Genomic DNA, 19,464 nt, shown 5'->3' with positions numbered 1-19,464 from the left:
GCCGCCAACGCCGCCTGCTTCGACGATCTCATTTCTGTCTTCGACACGTCTTTAAAACCCGCCTTTAAGCCACGTTCCGACGCGACCGAGATATCCTTGCGTCACGGTCTTGCGACCGCGCGCCATGTTGAGTTCGCCGTCTCCGCGCGCCGCCACGATCGCAAGACCGGAAAGCGTCGCGAGCTGCGGCCCTGAGAGACTTGCGGCAAGACCGTGCAGATCCATCGGCCGGCCGAGCCGGACCGAACGTCCGAACGTATCCGCGACGAATCCCGGCAATCCGGTGAGTTGGCTGGCCCCGCCCGTCAGTACGATCTTGTCTCCCACGTAGCGGCTCGCGGCGTTCAGCGCTAAGCGCTCGCGCACAAGCCCCAGGATCTGCTGCACGCGCGGCCGGATGATATCCGTTAGCCGCGCTTTCGTTGTTTCGTAGCTGCCGTCATCCTCCTCTCCGGCGATCGGATAGGAGAACGACTCATGCTCGTCTGACTGGGCGTTGAGGAGTGTGCCATAAAGCGTTTTGATTCGCTCGGCTTCCGCAAGTGGCGTCTGCAACGCCTTCGCAATATCGTAGGTGATATGTTGGCTGCCGACCGGGATCACGTCGATGCCCGTAAAGCGCCCGTCTGCGAAGAGCGTCATCGACGTCGTTCCGGCGCCGAAATCGATGCATGTCACACCGAATTGCCGCTCTTCTAGCGTTGTAGCAGCGAGCGCACTTGCATAAGGCGACGCGACGAGCGCATCGCAACTCGCATAGCACCGGTCGATCAGAACCATCAGATTACGCAGCGGCGCTTCATCCGCCGTCACGGCGTGCAGCCCGGCCGAGATACGTCGCGCCGAAAGACCGAGCGGATCGCGGACACCGTGCGCCCCGTCGACCTCATAGCCCAGGTGGTTGAGATGGAGCAGCGTTCGGCCGTTGCGCTCAGCGTAGCTCTCGCCCGCTGACATCAGCCGCGCCAGATCTTCTTCCCGCACGCTGCCGGTTTCGATATCCGCACGCGCCGTGCAATGAACCGATGAAATCCGCCCCGCCGATACAGACAGCGTAAAGCCGCCGACCGACGTTCCGGCCGCGCGCTCCGCTTGGCTGATGACGCCGCGAACGACACCTTCCGCTTCATCGAGATCCGTCAAAACGCCGGCTTTGACGCCTTTCGAACGCTGCATGCCAAGACCCGCGAGCCGCAACGACGGCATCGCCATTCCGGCCACGTACTCGGCGACAACGACGGCGGCAACAGTCTTGCTGGTGCCGATATCGAGAAGCCCGAAAGTCTTGTAGGTGCGCCGCTCCGCCATGCCAGCCCCCTACTGTTGCGCCGAGGCGACCGCTGTCGTCCCGGAGCTTCTGAGAGATGCCGTCCGCGCAGATGATGTTGCCGGCCGCATCGCGATCCGGCCCGGCGTGCGCACGTCGACGATCATCGGCGCGCCCGTCAAGGCTGCCTGGACCGCCGGCGTATTGGCGATTTCCTGCAAACCTTCGATCTCGCGATCGGCGGCGAGGTCGAGCGCCGTGCCGTTCCGCAAGACGATCCGCCACCGTCGCTCGGCAACACGCTCGCCATAGGCGTACTGCCGCTCGATCTTGGGAACCAGATGAAGGGCTGAGAGCATCAGCATCGCTTCGCTGTCGGCGCCCTCACCGACCACGCGCGGCAATTTCCATGTGCTGGCGGTCGGCATCGGCCCAAGCGCCCGCCCCGTCGCATCGACCAGATAGTTTGTCTCGCTGCGCGTCCACACAAATGCCGGTGCACGCTCATGAATGACGATATCGAGCGTTCCCGGATAAATGCGGGTGAGCTGCACGGTATCAACCCACGGAATGCGCTCGATCCGCTTCATGGCGGCGTCAGAATCGAAAGCTGCGAATGTTTTTACGTTGGTGAGGTCCAAGGCGTCGTACACGTCGGAATCGGATGTGAAATGCTGGCCGGAGAGGTTGACCTGATCGATGCCGAAACCGGCCGCGATCATCAGACTGTCAGTTTTGTCGGAGAAATCGAAGGCCATGAGCTTATCGAGCGGCAGCGTATAGGCCGCCACGCCGGCGACAGCCGCGACCAGCGCGGCAACTGTCGAAGGCATCACCCACCGCCGTCCGCGACGCGTACGTCTCAGGCGACGTTCGCCACGCGGAATTTGAAGTTTGGTCGTCACGCGCTTGGAGATCGTAACAGCGGAGCTGCGCCCGCGGGTCGTCGGCGTCGCCTCGGGCGAAGGCGGCACCCATTGAGCAGCCTCCGGTTCCGGCGTTGGCGCATCATGTGCAGCCCGCCACCAGAACCGATGCTTGCTCTCTACCTGTTGCAACTCGCGTCCTCGACCATCCACCGGACTAGGTCACTGAACGACCACCCGGCATAACCCGCCAGCTCGGGCACCAGGGATGTCCCCGTCATGCCCGGCTGAGTGTTGACTTCGAGGCAGATCAGCTCGCCCGTTCCACCGGCCGTGTCGTCGTAGCGAAAGTCGGCCCGCGATACGCCGCGACAGCCCAAAGCCTGATGCGCCCTTAACGTTAAGGAACGGAGTGTCTGGTAAACATCTGGTAAAAGTTTCGCGGGCAGTTCGTGCTTCGAGCCGCCGGGTGCGTATTTGGCCTCATAATCGTAGAACGCGAGGCCACGAAGCGGCACAATTTCAATGATATCCGTCACAAAGTTGCCAATGACGGCGCAGGTCAACTCGCGCCCTGCCACATAACGCTCGACCATCACGATCTGATCGAGCGGACCACCCGCAGCGATCGAGTTCGGCGGCCGCTCGGCGCCGGGCGGCACGATTACGACGCCGACGCTCGACCCCTCCGTCACCGGCTTCACCACATAAGGGGGCGCCATGACATGCTTCTCCAGCGCCTCGCCACGCGTCACCAGAGTGGCATCAGCAACGGCAACGCCCGCGAGCTTCATGATGTCCTTCGCCCGCTCCTTGTGCATGGCGAGCGCCGACGCCAGAACGCCGGAGTGCGTGTAAGGAATGCCGAGCAGCTCCAGCACGCCCTGCACGCAGCCGTCCTCCCCGAACTTGCCGTGCAGCGCATTGAAGCAGACGTCGGGCTTCAGTTCCTGCAACCGGCTTCCAAGATCGCGATCGACGTCGATCTCGGTCACCGCGTAGCCGCTCTGCAGCAGCGCCTCCCCAACCGCCGCACCGGAATTGAGGCTCACCTCGCGCTCAGCCGAAAGGCCACCCTTCAGAACAGCGACGTGATTGCGCGTACGCTTCGGAACCGGGCCGAGTGTGTTCATGTCTGGCTCGCTTGCAGATTGAAAATCATGTGCTGTGAATTAGTTTTGGTCGGCGCGCTCGGCGGCCAGCGCTTCCCCGACCGGACGGCCGGGTTTGGGAATACCGAGACGAATGATCTCCCAGTCGAGCGTAATGCCGGCCGTCTCGCGAACGCGCGCCCTAACCGTCTCACCGAGAGTCTCGACGTCTTCGCCGCTCGCTTGATTGTCGTTGATCAGAAAATTGCAGTGCATCTCCGAAACCTTCGCACCACCGACGCGAAGCCCACGGCATCCCGCCTGATCGACAAGTTTCCAAGCACTATGACCGGGCGGGTTCTTGAACGTCGAGCCGCCAGTGCGTTCCTTGATCGGCTGGTTCTTCTCGCGATATTCCGCGACCTCATCCATCTCTTTCAGGATTTCAGCCGGATCGCCGGGCTCACCCGCATACGTCGCTTCTGTGAAAATCCAGTCTTTCGGAATACCGGAATGACGATAGGTGAAGCCCATGTCGGCGAGCGACAACACATGAACGGTGCCGCTTGGATCAACCGCACGCGCGCTGATCAGACAATCTTTCGTCTCGCGCCCGTGCGCCCCCGCATTCATACGCAGCGCGCCGCCGATGGACCCCGGAATGCCGCGATAGAACGCGAGCCCGCGAATGCCCGCATCCGCCGCCGCCCGCGCGACCTTCACGTCGGGAACTGCCGTGCCGACGCGCAGCCGATGCCCGTCTTCGACGGCGATTTCGGAAAACCCGCGCCCGAGCCGGATGACAATACCCGGCACTCCCCCATCGCGGACGAGCAGGTTCGAGCCGAGCCCGATGACCTGCACCGGTACATCGCTCGGCCGATGCTTCAGGAAATACGCAAGGTCGGCTTCGTCGGCAGGCATGAACAGCACCTGCGCCGGACCGCCGACCCGAAACCACGTGACATCCGCTAAAGACGCATTCGCGCTCAGCCTGCCCTTGAGCTCCGGCATCGCGGCCTTGAGGTCATCCGTGATGTCCGTGAACATCACCCCGCGCTCCCGGTACGCTTCGGTTCTTCCGCCAGCCACGCCGGCAAAGCATTTGCCCACTCGGTCGAATTACCGGCACCGAGGCAAATGACGAGATCGCCCGGCCGCGCCAGTCGCTTGATCGCGGGCGCGATAAGTGCCGGATCGTCGACAGCTTCGGCCGGACGGCCACCCATGGTTCTGATCCGCTCGGCGAGCGCGCGACTGTCGACACCTTCGATCGGGTTTTCGCCAGCGGTATAGAGCGGCGCCACGATCACGCTGTCGGCGTCCTTGAAGCATTGCGCGAACTCGTCCATCAGGTCGCGCACGCGCGTGTAGCGATGCGGTTCAACGACCGCGATCACGCGACCTTTCGTGCCGCCGCGCGCTGCTGCCAACACCGCCGCGATTTCCGCCGGATGGTGGCCGTAGTCGTCGTAAATCGTCACGTCGTTCCATTCGCCGGTGAACTGGAAGCGGCGCTTCACGCCGGAGAAACCGGCCATCGCCGCCTTGATCTTGGCATCGGACAATCCGGCGTGCGTCGAAACCGCAATTGCGGCCAGCGCATTGAGTGCGTTGTGCGCGCCGGGCACCGGCACCGACCAATCCTGCAACACGCGCGCGCCGCCTTTGACCCGCGCCGCCAGGCTCGCATCGAAATAGGTCGTGTTGCCGACGATGCGGACGCCCGTCAGCCGAAGATCGGCATCCTCGCTCTGTCCGTACGTCAGCAGGCGGCGGCCATCGGCGCGCAGGTTCAGCCGCTGCACCATCTCCCGCACGACGGGATGATCGATGCAGACAACCGTCAGTCCAAAGAACGGAATGTTGCGCAGAAAGGCTTCGTATTCGCGGTGCATCGCTTCGACCGAGCCGAAGTAATCGAGATGCTCCGGATCGATGTTCGTCACGATGCCGATTTCCGTCGGCAACCGCGTGAACGTGCCATCGCTCTCGTCCGCTTCGACGATCATCCACTTGCCCTGGCCGAGCCGCGCATTCGAGCCCCAGGCGTTGATGATACCGCCCGTGATAACGGTTGGCTCTTCGCCCGCTTCCGTGAAGATGTGCGAGAGCAGCGACGTCGTTGTCGTCTTGCCGTGCGTGCCCGTCACCGAGATCGTCGAATAGAGCCGCATCAGCTCGGCGAGAATTTCAGCGCGGCGGATGATCGTCAGGCCCTTCTGACGCGCCGCGACCAATTCCGGATTGAGCGCTTTCACCGCCGTTGAAATCACGACGTACCGCGCGCCGATGAGGTTCACCGGATCATGGCCGACGAAAACGCGAATGCCCTTCGAGCGCAGGCGTTTGACGTTGGCGCTTTCTTTCTGATCGGAACCCTGAACGGTGTATCCTTTGGCGACCAGAATTTCGGCAATCGCGCTCATGCCGATGCCACCGATGCCGATGATGTGGAAAGGTCCGATGTCGCGCGGCATTTGCATGGCCGGAAGCTTCCTCGCTGTCTCTATCTCGCGCGGTTCGACGAAATGCAGATCCCTCAATGGTCACGCCCCGTACCTGTTTTACGCCCTTCTGCTAAAGCCAGCGTAAAATCGGCCAAATTCCGGACGGCATCGGGGCGTCCAGCGGTTTTAGCGGCCTTCGCTGCCGCCGCAAGGGCGTCAGGCGCAATCAGGAGCTTTTCCAGTTCATCAGCGAGGCGTTCCGGCGACAGGTTGCGCTGTTCGATGCACCACGCCCCACCCGATTCCGCCAAGCGGCGCGCATTGTTAAGCTGATCGTTGTCGAGCGCGTGCGGCAACGGCACCAGGATGGAGGGCCGCCCCATCACCGTCAATTCCGCAACCGTGGAAGCACCCGCCCGCCCGATGACGAGATGCGCGGCCGCCATCCGAGCCGGGAGATCGGCGAAAAACGACGCAATTTCGGCGCTAATATTCGCCTCCGAATAGGCATCGTTGACGCGCTCGATATCCTCTTCGCGCGCTTGCTGCACCACACGCAACCGCCCCCGGATGTGATCGGGAAGTGCAAAAAGCGCGAGCGGGACAGTATCTGAGAAAAACCGCGCGCCCTGGCTGCCGCCGAAAATCAGAAGGCGGATCACGCCCTCCCCGGCTGGCGCTTCATAAGGGCGCGTCGCGGCATCCATGACCGCTTGGCGCACTGGATTTCCGGTCAGCACCGCTTTTTCGGCGAGCTTGCCTTCCAGAAACTTCGTGCGCTCGAATGACGTCGCAATTGCCGTGACGCGTTTCGCTAACAGCTTGTTGGCGCGCCCGAGCACAGCATTCTGCTCATGAATGGCAGTCGGAATTCCGCGCAGCCGCGCCGCAACAAGCGGCGGATATGTCGGATAGCCCCCGAAGCCAATGATGGCTGCAGGCTTTACGCGGCCGAGGATCGAATACGCCGCCCTCGTACCGCGCGCCAGCATCAGCGCGGTCTTCGCGATATCGCCAGGAGACCGCGACGCCAGCGTCGCCGACGGCACTTGATAAATATCGCGCGCCGGAAAACCACCGCCATAACGATCGCCGCGCATGTCCGTCATCAGATCGACGACGACGCCGCGGCGCTTCAGCTCTTCGGCCAAGGCGAATGCCGGGAACAAATGCCCGCCCGTTCCCCCTGCGGCAAGCATGATGGATTGCGCGCCCGCCATTACCTCTTGCTCATCGTGTTGGAGTTTGACCCCCGAGTTGTACTTCGTCGATAGCCGGAATCCATCGCGGCTTTTTGAGGCGCTGTGGATCAGGCCGCCACCGCGTCAACGCCAGCAGCATGCCCGCGGTAACTGCCAGCGCCAACATCGACGATCCGCCCGCGGAAATGAACGGCAGTGTCATACCCTTCGGCGGCAGCAGCCCGATATTGACGCCCATGTTGATAAGCGATTGCAGCCCGAAAACGAGCGCCAGGCCCTGGATCGCGAGCCGGTCGGCGGTGTTGGGTTCGTTCGCAGCGCGCCGCATGGCCCGCGCCACGATGAAAGCGAAAACGCCGAGCAGCGCGATACATGCGATCGCACCGTATTCCTCGCCGATCACCGCGAAAATGTAATCGGTGTGCGCGTCGGGCAGGATCGACTTGATCACGCCCTCGCCCGGCCCACGGCCGAACAAGCCGCCTTCCGTAAACGATTGAATAGCCCGGCCCGCCTGCGAATTCTCCATCGGTGCCGCGCCGAAAAACTTGTCGAAGCGCGATTGCACGTGCGGAAAGTAGATATAGGCCATCCCCATCCCGCAACCGCCAAGAACCACCAGAATGCCCGCACCGATCACCGGCATCCCAGCGAGCAGATACATGAGGCCCGCCGTCGCGCTGATCAGCACGGTCTGGCCGACGTCAGGTTGCGCCACCAGGATCGCCCCGAAGAACGCCCAGAGCGCCAACCCGAACGGGAGCGCCGGCATATCGCTGCGCTTTCCCGCCTCGCCGAATAGCCACGCCAGGATGACGATAAACGCCGGCTTCGCAAATTCGGATGGCTGAATCGTGTATCCGCCGAAACTCAGCCACCGCTGCGCGCCGTTGATCTCGGCACCGGAAAAAATCACGACGATCATGCCGCCGATGGCGACGAGAAACAGCCCTGCCGCCAGCCGCCTGACGCCGCCCGGCGTAAAAAACGAAATGACGATCATCAGGATCGTGCCGAGCGCCGCAAAGAACACATGCCGCTCGACGAAATAATAGGTCGGCAAACCTTTCTTGATCGCAACCGCAGGCGACGCCGCAACCGACAGCACGACACCGATGGCGATGAGCGACAGCAGCGCGATCAGAAGCCCGCGATCGATCGTGAACGACCACTCCGCAAGCAGACTGCGATCGGCGCGCGAGAGCTTCATGGCCCAGCCCGCAATTCGATACCGGGAAGAGCTGCGACCAGCCCTCGGAAACAATCGCCGCGCACCTCGAAATTACGGAACTGATCGTAACTCGCGCACGCAGGCGAAAGCAGCACGACGGGTTCCTGTCCATCGCTCAACTGAGCGTCAGCCGAAGCGGCCCACAGCGCCTCGTTCAGCGTGCCGCTGCGCTCGAACGGAACTTTGCCGTCGAGCGTCGCTGCGAAGGCATCCGTGGCCTCGCCGATCAAATATGCTTTCGTGATACCGCCGAAATGCGGCTCCAGGCTCTCGATGCCGCCGGCCTTCGGCTTACCGCCTGCGATCCAATAGACATCGCGCGGAAACGACTGCAGCGCTTTCTCCGTCGAATCCGCATTCGTCGCTTTGCTATCGTTGATGAATAGCACCTTGCCGATGCGGCCGATCTCTTCCATCCGGTGCGGCAGACCGGGGAACGACGACAGCGCACCCTGCCAATCGAGATCGGTCGTCCGCCCGAGCGCGCTGAGACACTCGCGAACCGCCGCAACAGCGGCCAATGCATTCTGCCCGTTGTGCTTGCCGCGCAGCGTCGGAACGCCCGTCAGCGAGCCCAGCTTCACCGCGAGGCCCTCGCGATTGCTGCATACGATCGTATCGCCGAGCAGGCTGTAACCCGGTGCGATGGATTTTTCCGCGCTGAAGGCCACAACAGGACCGACGTTGATCCGCCTGCGCAGCATCGCCAGGCCGAAGTCGTCATCGATGCCAACCGCCGCAATGTCCGCGCCGAGCACGAGGCGCTCCTTGATCTCGGCGTAATGCTCGATCGAGCCATGGCGGTCGAGATGATCAGGCGTGACGTTCAGCATCACGCCGACGGTCGGCCCGAGCGTCGGCGTCAGGTCGATCTGGAACGACGACAGCTCGACGACATGAAACCGTCCGGGCTCCGGCGGCTCAAGCGTCAGGATCGGCCGGCCGATATTGCCGCCCATCTGCACGTCGAGCCCCGCGTGCCGCAGAATGTGCGAGATCAGCGCCGTCGTCGTCGATTTGCCATTGGTGCCGGTGATCCCAATGAACGGCGAGCCGGGCGCATGCAGCGCCCGCTCGCGCGCGAAAATCTCGATATCGCCGATGACCGCAACACCGTGCTCGGTCGCGCGCTTCACCGTCCAATGCGGCTCCGGATGGGTCAGCGGCACGCCTGGCGCCAGCACCAGCGCGGAGAAGCCCGACCAATCCACAACGGACAGATCAAAAAGCGGAATATCCCTGGCGATGGCTGCATCCCGCGCCGCGATGCCGTCATCCCAAGCGGAGACGATGGCGCCGCCGGCAATCAAAGCCTCGGCAGCCGCAATGCCGGACGCACCAAGCCCAAACACCGCTACGGATTTTCCTTTAAAGGACGTCGCGCGAATCATTGAGGTCAATCTACAGCAAGTCGCGTCGTTTGGCGTCCTAGCGCAGTTTCAGGGACGAAAGCCCGATCAGCGCCAAAATCACCGAAATGATCCAAAACCGGATCACGACCGTCGATTCCTTCCAGCCCTTTTGCTCGTAGTGGTGATGCAATGGCGCCATCTTGAAGACGCGCTTCCCCGTCCACTTGAACGACAACACTTGGATGATGACGGACAGCGTTTCGAGCACGAACAAGCCGCCGACGACCGCCAGCACGATCTCGTGCTTGATCGCGACCGCAATCGCCCCGAGCGTGCCGCCCAGCGCCAGCGAGCCGGTGTCACCCATGAAGATCATGGCAGGCGGCGCATTGAACCACAGGAAGCCAAGGCCAGCGCCGATCAACGCCCCGCAGATGACGGACAGCTCGCCGGTGCCCGGCACGTGATGAATTTGCAGGTAGCCCGCGAATTTCGCGTTACCCGAGAGATACGCAATCATGCCGAACGTCGCCGCCGCGATCATGACCGGAACGATGGCAAGGCCGTCGAGCCCGTCCGTCAGGTTGACGGCATTGCCCGCGCCCGCGATCACCAATACGGCCATCAGCACGAAAAACGGCCCGAGATCGATGACCAGCTCTTTGAAGAACGGAAACGTCAAATCCGTCGCGAGCCCGGCCGGACTGAGCTTCATCAGCGCAAAGCCCGCCAGCGCGGCCACGAAAAGTTCGAGCAGGAAGCGGATGCGGCCTGAGAAGCCCGCAGTCGACCGCTTCGTCACCTTCAGAAAGTCGTCATAAAAACCGATCGCGCCATACGAAAGCGCAACGCCGAGCACGACCCAGATATAGCCGTTGTCGAGCTGCGCCCAGAGCAGCGTCGAGACCGTGACGCCGGCGAGGATCATCAGCCCGCCCATCGTCGGCGTACCACGCTTCAAAAGATGCGTTGCCGGGCCGTCGTCGCGGATCGGCTGCCCTTTGCCCTGCTTGACGCGCAGGAGATCGATGATCGCCGGTCCGAACATCATCACGAACAACAGCGCCGTAAAGATCGCGCCGCCGGTGCGGAAGGTGATGTAGCGAAAGACGTTCAGCGCGCTGATCTGGTCGCTGAAATTGACGAGCTCGTAGAGCATGCCGCGCGAACTTCCCCCTCAATGATCCCGGCCGGCTAAGCGGCGGGCCCGTCTTTGCCAAACTGTGATTTCAGCGCCGCCACCACAGCGCCGAGCCGCGTCCCGTTCGATGCCTTCACCATCACGACATCGCCCGCCCTCAGACGATCCGCAAGCGCGATTTCGAGCGGCGCCGACGTCAGAGAGTAGCCGCCTTTCTTGGCCGCTGGTAGGGCATCATAAAGGCCTTTCATATGCGGCCCGCATGCGAACACCAAATCGACATCCGCCGCATCGACGGCACTTTTGAGGCCGGAGTGTAGCGCCGGAGCCTCGCTGCCGAGTTCCAGCATGTCGCCGAGCACCGCAATCCGTCGCATAAATCTTTGTCGAGGAACTGCCCCGAGGGTCGCCAGAGCCGCCTGCATCGAGGCCGGATTGGCGTTGTAGCTCTCGTCAATGAGCAGCACTTCTCCATCGCCGACGTAGAGCGTGCTGCGCGCGCCCCGGCCGCTCGGCGGCACAAGATCGGCCAGCGCAGCGAGTGCTGTGGGGACTTCCGCGCCGATGGCAGCAACCGCGGCCGCAACCGCCAGTGCATTCTCCGCGATATGCCGTCCCGGCATCGCCAGATGAACCGGAATGCTCAGGCCCTCAATAGAAACGGTCATATCGCTGCCGTCGTCGGACATCCGGAAATCCGACCCACAAGCGTCGGCATTGCTGTCAAAACCGAACGTCACCGGCTTCGCGCCGTAAGCCTCGGCGATAGCTTTGAGGCGACCCGCAAACGGATTGTCATATTTGATGATCGCCGCCCCGCCCTGCGGCAAGCCTTCGAAAATCTCGCCCTTGGCATCCGCGATGGCCGCGACCGACGGAAAGTACTCTAGGTGCACTGCTTCGACCGTGGTGATGATCGCCACATGTGGACGCACTATCTTGGTCAGCGGCCGGATCTCGCCCGCATGATTCATGCCGATCTCAAACACGGCGAACTGCGTATCGGCCGGCATCCGCGCCAACGTCAGCGGCACACCCCAATGATTGTTGTAGGATTTCTCCGACGCGTGTGTGGCCCCGAGCCGCGACAGACACGCGCGCAGCATCTCCTTGGTACCGGTCTTGCCCACGCTGCCCGTCACGCCGACGACGCGCGCATCTTCCGACAGCCGTCTGCGCGCCGCTAGCCCCAACGCCACCAACCCATCAAGCGGATCAGTTACGCGAAACAAAGCGCCATCGCCTGCTTGTCGAACATAATCGCGGCTGACCAGCGCCGCAGCAGCCCCGGCCTTGAACGCCGCCGAAACGAACTCGTGCCCGTCGCGCTGATCCTTGAGCGCGATGAAAAGATCGCCCGCCTGCAACGTCCGCGTATCGATCGACACGCCTGTGATGGCAACGCCGTCACCGTCGGACGCAACGCCCAATGCAGAAGAAAGTTCGGAGAAAGACCACAGAGCGTTCATTGCGTTCATCGGCTTGCGAGCGCCTTCCGGACTTCGTCGTGATCGGAAAATGGAATGATCCGATCGCCGATGATCTGGCCGGTTTCGTGACCCTTTCCGGCCACAAGCACGACATCGCCCGGAGTCATCATGCAAACCGCCGTCGTGATGGCTTCCGCGCGGTCGCCGATTTCGCGAGCGCCCACCGCACCCGCGAGAATTTCCTTGCGGATTTCAGCCGGTTGCTCGCTGCGTGGATTATCGTCCGTCACAATCGTGATGTCGGCGCGTTCGACCGAAATGCGGCCCATGATCGGCCGCTTGCCCTTGTCCCTGTCGCCGCCGCAGCCGAACACCGAAATCAGGCGCCCCGTCGCAAACGGACGGCAAGCATCAAGTGCCGCCGCCAGCGCCTCAGGCTTGTGCGCATAATCGACGATGGCGAGACCGCCGTTGCGCTCACCGATGATTTCGAGCCGCCCAGGCACGCCCTTCAAACCGCGAAGCGTTTGCAGCACAGCTTCGGTCTCTTCTCCGACGGCTATCGCAAGACCGGCAGCCACCAGCGCATTCTCGACCTGATACGCACCGACCAAAGGCAAATAAACCTCGTAGGATTTGCCGCCCGCGTTCACGCCGATGATCTGGCGAAATCCATCACGCGACAGCGATGTGCGCTGAAGCGCATCGCCGCCCGTGCCTACCATCATCACGCGCAAGCCCCGCGTCTTCGCCGCCGCCGCGACGTCACGCGAATAAGCCCCGTCCGCGTTGATGACAGAAGGTTGCCCCGGTTGCAGAAGCTCCGTGAACAGCCGCAGCTTCGCACTCAAATAATCTTCGACTGTCGGATGATAATCCATGTGATCGCGGCCGAGGTTCGTGAAGGCCGCCGCCGAAAGCTCCACGCCGTCGAGCCGATGCTGGTCAAGTCCGTGCGACGACGCCTCGAACGCCAGATGCGTCACACCTTCGTCCGCGAGCGCCGCAAGCGCCGCATGTAGCGTGACCGGATCGGGTGTCGTCAGCGAACCGTAAACGGCGCCGGACGGCTTGACGATGCCGATAGTTCCGACCGATGCCGCCTTGTGACCCAGCGCCGTGAAGATCTGCCGCGTGAAATCGGCGACGGACGTTTTGCCGCTCGTTCCCGTGACTGCAACGGCCGTTTTCGGTTGGCGGCCCGCGAGCTTCGCCGCGATCTTAGCCAATGCGGCGCGCGGATTATCGACCTCGATCAGCGCCACGCCTTCGGGAACGCGCACGCCCTTGTTCCTGCCAACGATGACGGCAACTGCGCCCCGCTCGATCGCTTCAGGAACGAAACTAGAGCCATCAACTTTCGTGCCCGGCAGCCCGGCGAAAATCGCTCCCGGACCTACCGCAGCACTCGCGGCCGTGATGCCTGAAACGGAAATGGCGTCCGCACCTGGCGGCGGCGCGATATCCGCCGGAAGCACCTCGCTAAGCCGCATCATCCCCGCCTTATCGTCCCCCAGTTGCACCGCCCCTTGTCTGGAACGTGATAGGAGGCGCCAGGCGAGCCGTCAAATCTCGCAGCCGTCGCGATCATCGGCTGGCCGTCTGGGTCTCCGGCGCAACGCCCAACTGCGCTGCAATGCGCGCGATGAGTTTGCCGGTGATCGGCGCCGCGTTCCATCCCCCGGTACGATAGCCGTGTGTTTCTTTAAGGCCCTTCGGCTCGAACAGTACGACATACGTCAGGAACTGCGGATCATCTGTCGGAAATGTCGCGAGAAACGACGAAATGACCGAGTTCGACGTGTACCCGCCTTTTGCGGCTACGTCGGCCGTACCCGTCTTACCGCCGACCCGATAGCCCGGGACATCGGCCTTTCCGCCCGTTCCGTCACGATTGACGACGTTGAGACGCATAAGGTGCGCCATCAGCCGCGACGTTGCCGGGCTGACGACGGCCTTGCCGTCTGCCGTCCCCGCATCGAATTTGCGCAGGAATGTCGGATGCACGGTTTTCCCGTCGTTCAGAATGGTCGCGGCGGCGGCGGCGAACTGAAGTGGTGAAACGGCTATGCCGTGCCCGAATGACGTCGTGATCGTCGATATCCGGTTCCAGTGCTGCGGCAGTTGCGGCGCCGCGAGCGGACCTTCCTCGGTTTCCATCTGATCTAAAATACCGAGCTTCTTGAAGAACGCTTCAAGCTTTTCCGGCCCCGCTTCGAGCGCTAGCATGCCGGCGCCGACGTTCGAGGAATGCGTGTAGACCTCGGTCACGGTCAGCGGGCGGCTTGCCGGATGAAAGTCCTTGACGGTGAAGCGTCCCGCTTCGAGCGGCTGGCGCACGTCGAGCAGCGTATCGGGACGCGCCAGACCTTCGTCGAACGCCATCGCCAGCGTCAGCGTCTTGAACACCGAGCCAAGCTCGTATGTACCTGCGGCCGTGCGGTCGATATGCTTCTGATCGAGTGCCTCCATCGGCCAAGACGGATCGACACGCGGCAGCGATGCGCTCGCCAGTATTTCGCCGGTCTTGATATTGAGGACGACACCCGCTGCGCCCTCCGCCTTGTAGTCGCGCACGCCGTCGTCAAGCTCGTCTTCGAGGGCATGCTGCACCCCGATGTCGAGCGACAGGCGCACGGGCGGGCGGCTCGACAGCACCGCCGAATGCACGGGATCGACGCCGACTTTCTGGTCAATATAGCGTTCGATACCCGAGACGCCGCGATTGTCGACGTCGGTATAGCCGAGCACATGACCGGCCATCATGCCGCCGGGATAGGCGCGTTTCAGCTCATATCGGAAGGCGATACCCGGCAGACCGAGATCGTGCACCTTCTGCGCGATGCCCGGCGAAACGCCCCGCCGCACCCAAAGAAATCGCCGCGATTTATCGGCAAGATCGCGAAAGAGCTGGTCGCCGTCGAGATCAGGCAGCACGGTCCGTAGCTTTTCGACGACTTCGTCGCGATCGATCACGAGCCCAGGGTCAGCAAAGATCGACGGCGCTTCGAGGTCGGTCGCAAGCAGACGGCCATTGCGGTCGACGATATCCGGACGGCTGAAGCTCGTTGCCGCGACGGGCTCGGAAATAGCGAGCGTGATGTCGGTATGCCGTGACGCCGCCAACACCAGAAGCTGGCCCGCGACACCCGCAAAGGCCGCGATCAGCACGCCGTAAACGACGCGCTCCGAACCTCGGCGCGAACCACGCATCATGATCTCTGAACGCCCCCCAGCCACGACCAACCGTCCCTCTATTGTCCGCCGGAAGTGTTCGCTCGTCCGCTGAGTTGGGACACTTGGCCCTCGCCCTCGAATTGTTCGGGCTTCGGCGGACCTAGTCCGAGTTGCCGCGCAAGCCCATCAATCCGGTCGGGGCGCGAGAGCGTGCCACGTTCCGCCTTGAGCACGGCGATATCGCTGCGTGCCTGGTCGGCGTAACGTTCCTTCTCCTGAACCTCGGCTTCGAGGCGGCGGGTATCGTAGTTCAAGGCATAAAGAAGCAGCGCACTCGACACTGCAAAAAAGAAAGCTGCAATATTCAAGAGACGCATTTTGAAACAGTTCCCGTTGAGCTTGAAATCAAGCTGCGCATTATCGCCGGTGCTGGGAGAGGCCCGTCGCGCCCGTATCTAAAGGCCATGCCGCTGCGTCTAAGCGGATGGCTGCCCGCAAACGTGCGGACCGGGAACGGGGGTTCACTTCCAATTCACCTTTAGAAGGTGTTAACGGGCGCGAGTTAACAAGTCGGAAACTTGGATCGGCAGATTTTATCAATTCCGGCGGCTGATGCCGCGACGCACCAGCAGTCTTGCCGCTGCGCTCGGTCAGAAACTTTTTGACGATGCGATCTTCCAGGCTGTGAAAGCTGACGACAACGAGCCGTCCGCCGGGCTTCAAAATGCGCTCTGCTGCCGCCAATCCGGTTGTCAGCTCGCCGAGCTCGTCATTGACGAAAATCCGCAATGCCTGAAACGTCCGTGTAGCCGGATGACGACCGTCGACTTTCCGGCCATGAAAAACCCGTGACACCACATCGGCGAGTTCGAGCGTACGCGAGAACGGCGCATCCACGCGTCTTTTGACGATCGCCCGCGCAATGGCGCGTGAGCGATGCTCCTCGCCGAACTCGTAGATGACGTTTGCGATGTCTTCCTCATCCGCAGTGTTGAGGAAATCGGCGGCACTCATACCCGACGACGACATGCGCATGTCGAGCGGGCCATCCGACTGGAATGAGAACCCGCGCTCCGCATCGTCGAGCTGCATCGAGGAAACGCCGATATCAAGCACGACACCATCGACCTGCTGTCCCGGCAGCTCGGCGCCGACAGCGTCTTCCATCTGGCTGAAAGGCGTCTCGATGATCTTCAGCCGTCTGCCGAATTGCGCAATAAGCGGCGCTGCACCGCGAATGGCGTTAGGATCGCGATCGAGCGCGAGAACGGAGCAGTCGGCTTTTTCGAGGATGGCGCGCGTATATCCGCCTGCGCCGAACGTGCCGTCAATATAGGTTTCGCCCGCCTTTGGCGCGAGCGTCTCCAGCACTTCCGAGATCAGCACGGGAATGTGGCGCGGATGCTTGTCAGCTGGCCCCAGCGAGGCTCCCTCTGCCCCGCCACCGCGCGTCATTCCCGTGCTCCCTCGTTGCCGTTGTCATCCGACGAACGGCCACCCGCTGCAAAAAGTTTGCGCGTCACTTGGACTTTGCTGCGCGCTTCCTTGCGGCGTTCTTCGAAGGCTTTGGGCTCCCACATCTGGAACTTGTCACCAAGGCCAACAAACGTGACGGCGGTTGCCAGGTTGGCGTGCTCGCGAAGGCCTTCAGGAAGGACGATGCGGCCGTCGCCATCGATCGAGAGAACCTGGACGTCGCCGTAGAGTGCGACAGAGAGCTCGTCTCGCTCATCCGAATAGTCCGGCAAGCCCGCGAGAAGCCCGTCGATTTTCTTTGCAAGTCTTTCGCCGCCTGCATCGAGAGCAGAAGCATCGAGCGAGGGGTAGCAGTAGAGGCCGCCGGCGTAACCGTCACGCTCAAGGACGGCGCGAAACGAGGCTGGAACGGAAACGCGCCCTTTTGAGTCGATCTTGTTTGTGAATGTCGAGACAAAGCGGTCCATCCCCCAGCTACGATTTCCGTCCTCCTACTCACTTACTTGGCCCTGACGACTCCGCTTCGCGGAGCCGGCCGTCAGGACCGGACCTAAAAACTCGGCCGCCGCGGCCGGGATGCTCCATTTCGGGCGGCCGTCGCGGAACGCCTGTCGCCCGAAACAATCAAGAAAGGGGCCGTGGCGGTCGCTCAGATTTGGGCCCTCTAACCAAATCGGCGCCCAGCCACGGTGTCCTGCCCGGTGCGGACGGGCATATATGGGATCGCATGGGAATTGATGGTCGTCAACGGAATATTAAGGATATTTCGTGGTGAGAACTGGAATTGTTACCCCTGATCCACAGCCCGCTGCCGACGCGCCTCTCGGGCGGCCTTCGCGGTCCGCTGCAAGCTTCTGAAAACCTGGAAATTTTCTGAAACGCGCAAACGCGGTCACGGAGACCTGATTGGTCGCGGCGCACGCGGGGGCGCATGATCTGCACCAGCGCAAAGCGGGGCACACGTCAGCCGGTGCCGAGGCGGATGAGCCGTCGGCACCCATAAGGAGGTGCACCATGGCGAATCTCACGCGACCGACGCCGTCCCATCCTCATTCCGACATCGAACTTCGTTGGCCCGCGTCCGTTCTGTGGCGCGACGGTGATCCGGCAGTCCGCTCAATCACGACGGCAGACGTCTGGCAGTCGCTGCGCGAGGGCATCGATGATTTCCGCGCGATGCCGACGCACGTCGTCTTCGCCTGCATCATCTATCCGGTCGTCGGCATCATCCTCGCGCGACTGATCTTCGGTTATGAGCTGTTGCATCTGATCTACCCGATGGCGGCAGGCTTCGCGCTGCTCGGACCGTTCGTCGCCATCGGCCTTTATGAATTGAGCCGACGCCGCGAGCAGGGCCTCGACGTATCTCCCGCCCGCGCGCTCGACGTACTGCATCGGCCCGGCATCGACTCGATCTTCACGCTCGGCGCTTTCCTGGCGCTGCTGTTCGTCGGCTGGCTCTACGTCGCGAACATGATGTACACGCAGATCATAGGCGGCACGCCGACGTCGCTGTCGGACTTCGTCAATCAGGTCATGACGACCGATAAGGGACGGCAATTGATGTTCGCCGGCAATCTCGTCGGCTTTCTCTTTGCCCTGTTTGTGCTGGCAATCAGCGTTGTGTCGTTCCCGCTGCTCGTCGATCGCGATGTGGGCGTCGGCGCGGCCATCCGAACGTCCGTTCGCGCCACGCTGGAAAACCCCATTCCGGTGGCGCTGTGGGGCCTGATCGTTGCAGTCGGTCTCGTTTTGGGTGCACTGCCGTTCCTGTTCGGACTTGCCATCGTGCTCCCGATCCTGGGCCACGCGACTTGGCACCTCTATCGCAAGCTCGTTGTGACGAGTCCGTGATGCACCCTCAGTGCTTGCGCACGAAATCCGCGAGCACAGGAAGAAGCTGAGGATCGAGCGGCAAAAACGAATTGCCGTACGTCGCGAAATTTTGCGCGCGATCCTCAGGCGCTTCCTTCAAGATGTGGTTCATGCCCGAAATCACGACCAGACGAGCCGACGGCAATGCTGTTGAAAGCTGGTGCGCGTCATCGAGAAACACCTGCAGATCGGTGCTACCCTGGACGATAAGGACCGGGCACGTCACCGCCGAAAGTTCGGCCGCCGGATCAAGCGGCATCCACGACATCAGATACCCTTGAACCCGCGGCTGATAGAGCGCCACGAGTTCAGCCGGAACGTTCGGAACGGCGACACCGTGTTCCAATCGCTCCGTAATCTGCTTTGAAATGCCCTGTAGCTTTGGCGAAACACCTGCGCTCGCGAGTTGCCGCGCCAAAACATCAGCAATCGGCCTCCCTGCGCCCTCAAGCAAGATAAGCCCCGTGACACGCGTTTTCTTCGCCGCGAGCGTGCCGACAAGCGCGCCTTCGCTGTGCCCGAGAATGAACAGCTTCGAGACGTCAGGCCGGTTGCGCAAAAAGTCGAGCCACGAGATTGCGTCATCGACATATGTGCCAAAGCGCAGGTCTTCGACGCGCGGACCGGCGGCATAACTTTCACCCACACCGCGCTTGTCGATCCGAAGCGAGCTGATGCCGAGATCGGCGAACCCCCGCGCCACAAGCTTGAGACTGTCGGTATCCATTCCAGGCGCATTGCCGTCGCGATCCACAGGACCGGAGCCCGGCAAGATCAGCACCATCGGCCCAGGCTTGCCGCCGGTCGCCGGGATCAGAGAACCGGCAAGGCCCTTGTGGACAATGTCCTGTTCCGTCCAAGCCATTGCGGGAAATGATATCGCCGTGAATGCCGCAACGGTCATAA

General features: G+C 62.3%; 17 protein-coding genes. 1 reads left to right on the top strand and 16 read right to left on the bottom strand.

Going from position 1 to position 19,464, the window contains the following annotated elements; translation table 11 throughout:
• Positions 1 to 51: 51 nt before the first annotated feature.
• The 15 genes from ftsA to mraZ all read right to left on the bottom strand — a co-directional run bounded on the left by ftsA (position 52) and on the right by mraZ (position 17,150).
• Positions 52 to 1,308 carry a cell division protein FtsA gene (ftsA, locus tag HYPMC_RS01515; protein ID WP_013945985.1) on the bottom strand — a complete coding sequence of 419 codons (1,257 nt, stop codon included), beginning with the start codon at positions 1,306 to 1,308 and terminating at the stop codon, positions 52 to 54.
• Positions 1,309 to 1,317: 9 nt separating this feature from the next.
• Entirely contained in the window at positions 1,318 to 2,325 is a 1,008-nt protein-coding gene (locus HYPMC_RS01510) for a cell division protein FtsQ/DivIB (protein WP_013945984.1), read from the bottom strand.
• On the bottom strand, positions 2,313 to 3,266 hold the full coding sequence (locus tag HYPMC_RS01505) for a D-alanine--D-alanine ligase (protein WP_013945983.1): 954 nt from the start codon (positions 3,264 to 3,266) through the stop codon (positions 2,313 to 2,315). The genes HYPMC_RS01510 and HYPMC_RS01505 overlap by 13 nt, the downstream gene beginning before the upstream one ends.
• 39 nt (positions 3,267 to 3,305) lie before the next feature.
• Positions 3,306 to 4,274 carry a UDP-N-acetylmuramate dehydrogenase gene (gene murB, locus HYPMC_RS01500; RefSeq protein WP_013945982.1) on the bottom strand — a complete coding sequence of 323 codons (969 nt, stop codon included), beginning with the start codon at positions 4,272 to 4,274 and terminating at the stop codon, positions 3,306 to 3,308.
• The gene (gene murC, locus HYPMC_RS01495; RefSeq protein WP_024275269.1) at positions 4,274 to 5,710 is read right to left on the bottom strand and encodes a UDP-N-acetylmuramate--L-alanine ligase; all 1,437 of its coding nucleotides are present in this window, start codon (positions 5,708 to 5,710) and stop codon (positions 4,274 to 4,276) included. Before murC ends, murB begins: the two co-directional genes overlap by 1 nt.
• Positions 5,711 to 5,766: 56 nt before the next feature.
• On the bottom strand, positions 5,767 to 6,894 hold the full coding sequence (gene murG / locus HYPMC_RS01490; RefSeq protein ID WP_013945980.1) for an undecaprenyldiphospho-muramoylpentapeptide beta-N-acetylglucosaminyltransferase: 1,128 nt from the start codon (positions 6,892 to 6,894) through the stop codon (positions 5,767 to 5,769).
• Positions 6,895 to 6,904: 10 nt separating this feature from the next.
• A complete protein-coding gene (locus HYPMC_RS01485; protein ID WP_013945979.1) occupies positions 6,905 to 8,086 on the bottom strand; it encodes an FtsW/RodA/SpoVE family cell cycle protein in 1,182 nt (393 codons plus the stop codon).
• A complete protein-coding gene (gene murD / locus HYPMC_RS01480; RefSeq protein ID WP_013945978.1) occupies positions 8,083 to 9,498 on the bottom strand; it encodes a UDP-N-acetylmuramoyl-L-alanine--D-glutamate ligase in 1,416 nt (471 codons plus the stop codon). The genes HYPMC_RS01485 and murD overlap by 4 nt, the downstream gene beginning before the upstream one ends.
• Before the next feature lie 37 nt (positions 9,499 to 9,535).
• The gene (gene mraY / locus HYPMC_RS01475) at positions 9,536 to 10,618 is read right to left on the bottom strand and encodes a phospho-N-acetylmuramoyl-pentapeptide-transferase (protein WP_013945977.1); all 1,083 of its coding nucleotides are present in this window, start codon (positions 10,616 to 10,618) and stop codon (positions 9,536 to 9,538) included.
• A 35-nt stretch (positions 10,619 to 10,653) separates the two neighbouring features.
• Positions 10,654 to 12,078, bottom strand: a complete 1,425-nt coding sequence (locus tag HYPMC_RS01470) for a UDP-N-acetylmuramoylalanyl-D-glutamyl-2,6-diaminopimelate--D-alanyl-D-alanine ligase (protein ID WP_013945976.1) — start codon at positions 12,076 to 12,078, stop codon at positions 10,654 to 10,656.
• Positions 12,075 to 13,523, bottom strand: coding sequence for a UDP-N-acetylmuramoyl-L-alanyl-D-glutamate--2,6-diaminopimelate ligase (locus HYPMC_RS01465; protein ID WP_013945975.1), 1,449 nt, complete (start codon positions 13,521 to 13,523; stop codon positions 12,075 to 12,077). The genes HYPMC_RS01470 and HYPMC_RS01465 overlap by 4 nt, the downstream gene beginning before the upstream one ends.
• Before the next feature lie 94 nt (positions 13,524 to 13,617).
• A complete protein-coding gene (locus HYPMC_RS01460; protein ID WP_083832104.1) occupies positions 13,618 to 15,246 on the bottom strand; it encodes a penicillin-binding protein 2 in 1,629 nt (542 codons plus the stop codon).
• 38 nt (positions 15,247 to 15,284) lie between these two features.
• A complete protein-coding gene (gene ftsL, locus HYPMC_RS01455; RefSeq protein WP_013945973.1) occupies positions 15,285 to 15,584 on the bottom strand; it encodes a cell division protein FtsL in 300 nt (99 codons plus the stop codon).
• Positions 15,585 to 15,624: 40 nt separating this feature from the next.
• Positions 15,625 to 16,662, bottom strand: a complete 1,038-nt coding sequence (gene rsmH, locus HYPMC_RS01450) for a 16S rRNA (cytosine(1402)-N(4))-methyltransferase RsmH (protein WP_013945972.1) — start codon at positions 16,660 to 16,662, stop codon at positions 15,625 to 15,627.
• On the bottom strand, positions 16,659 to 17,150 hold the full coding sequence (mraZ, locus tag HYPMC_RS01445) for a division/cell wall cluster transcriptional repressor MraZ (protein ID WP_013945971.1): 492 nt from the start codon (positions 17,148 to 17,150) through the stop codon (positions 16,659 to 16,661). Before mraZ ends, rsmH begins: the two co-directional genes overlap by 4 nt.
• A gap of 547 nt (positions 17,151 to 17,697) precedes the next feature.
• Between mraZ and HYPMC_RS01440 the strand changes: the two genes are divergently transcribed.
• Positions 17,698 to 18,537: a DUF2189 domain-containing protein gene (locus tag HYPMC_RS01440; protein WP_013945970.1), complete on the top strand. Its 840-nt coding sequence runs from the start codon at positions 17,698 to 17,700 to the stop codon at positions 18,535 to 18,537.
• Between the two features lie 7 nt (positions 18,538 to 18,544).
• On the opposite strand, the gene HYPMC_RS01435 is transcribed toward HYPMC_RS01440, so the two are convergent.
• Complete coding sequence (locus HYPMC_RS01435; RefSeq protein WP_013945969.1) at positions 18,545 to 19,462, bottom strand: alpha/beta hydrolase; 918 nt, start codon at positions 19,460 to 19,462, stop codon at positions 18,545 to 18,547.
• Between the last annotated feature and the right edge of the window lie 2 nt (positions 19,463 to 19,464).

This window comes from Hyphomicrobium sp. MC1 (assembly GCF_000253295.1).
Taxonomy (GTDB): domain Bacteria; phylum Pseudomonadota; class Alphaproteobacteria; order Rhizobiales; family Hyphomicrobiaceae; genus Hyphomicrobium_B.
Note: the sequence above shows the minus strand (reverse complement) of the source record. Positions and strands in the feature narration are given on the sequence as shown.

Coding starts and splice junctions, on each gene's coding strand:
- ftsA (WP_013945985.1), bottom strand. CDS start 1,308: ATGGCGGAGCGGCGCACCTACAAGACTTTCGGGCTTCTCGATATCGGC.
- HYPMC_RS01505 (WP_013945983.1), bottom strand. CDS start 3,266: ATGAACACACTCGGCCCGGTTCCGAAGCGTACGCGCAATCACGTCGCT.
- murB (WP_013945982.1), bottom strand. CDS start 4,274: ATGTTCACGGACATCACGGATGACCTCAAGGCCGCGATGCCGGAGCTC.
- murC (WP_024275269.1), bottom strand. CDS start 5,710: ATGCAAATGCCGCGCGACATCGGACCTTTCCACATCATCGGCATCGGT.
- murG (WP_013945980.1), bottom strand. CDS start 6,894: ATGGCGGGCGCGCAATCCATCATGCTTGCCGCAGGGGGAACGGGCGGG.
- HYPMC_RS01485 (WP_013945979.1), bottom strand. CDS start 8,086: ATGAAGCTCTCGCGCGCCGATCGCAGTCTGCTTGCGGAGTGGTCGTTC.
- murD (WP_013945978.1), bottom strand. CDS start 9,498: ATGATTCGCGCGACGTCCTTTAAAGGAAAATCCGTAGCGGTGTTTGGG.
- mraY (WP_013945977.1), bottom strand. CDS start 10,618: ATGCTCTACGAGCTCGTCAATTTCAGCGACCAGATCAGCGCGCTGAAC.
- HYPMC_RS01470 (WP_013945976.1), bottom strand. CDS start 12,078: ATGAACGCAATGAACGCTCTGTGGTCTTTCTCCGAACTTTCTTCTGCA.
- HYPMC_RS01465 (WP_013945975.1), bottom strand. CDS start 13,523: ATGCGGCTTAGCGAGGTGCTTCCGGCGGATATCGCGCCGCCGCCAGGT.
- HYPMC_RS01460 (WP_083832104.1), bottom strand. CDS start 15,246: ATGATGCGTGGTTCGCGCCGAGGTTCGGAGCGCGTCGTTTACGGCGTG.
- ftsL (WP_013945973.1), bottom strand. CDS start 15,584: ATGCGTCTCTTGAATATTGCAGCTTTCTTTTTTGCAGTGTCGAGTGCG.
- rsmH (WP_013945972.1), bottom strand. CDS start 16,662: ATGACGCGCGGTGGCGGGGCAGAGGGAGCCTCGCTGGGGCCAGCTGAC.
- mraZ (WP_013945971.1), bottom strand. CDS start 17,150: ATGGACCGCTTTGTCTCGACATTCACAAACAAGATCGACTCAAAAGGG.
- HYPMC_RS01440 (WP_013945970.1), top strand. CDS start 17,698: ATGGCGAATCTCACGCGACCGACGCCGTCCCATCCTCATTCCGACATC.
- HYPMC_RS01435 (WP_013945969.1), bottom strand. CDS start 19,462: ATGACCGTTGCGGCATTCACGGCGATATCATTTCCCGCAATGGCTTGG.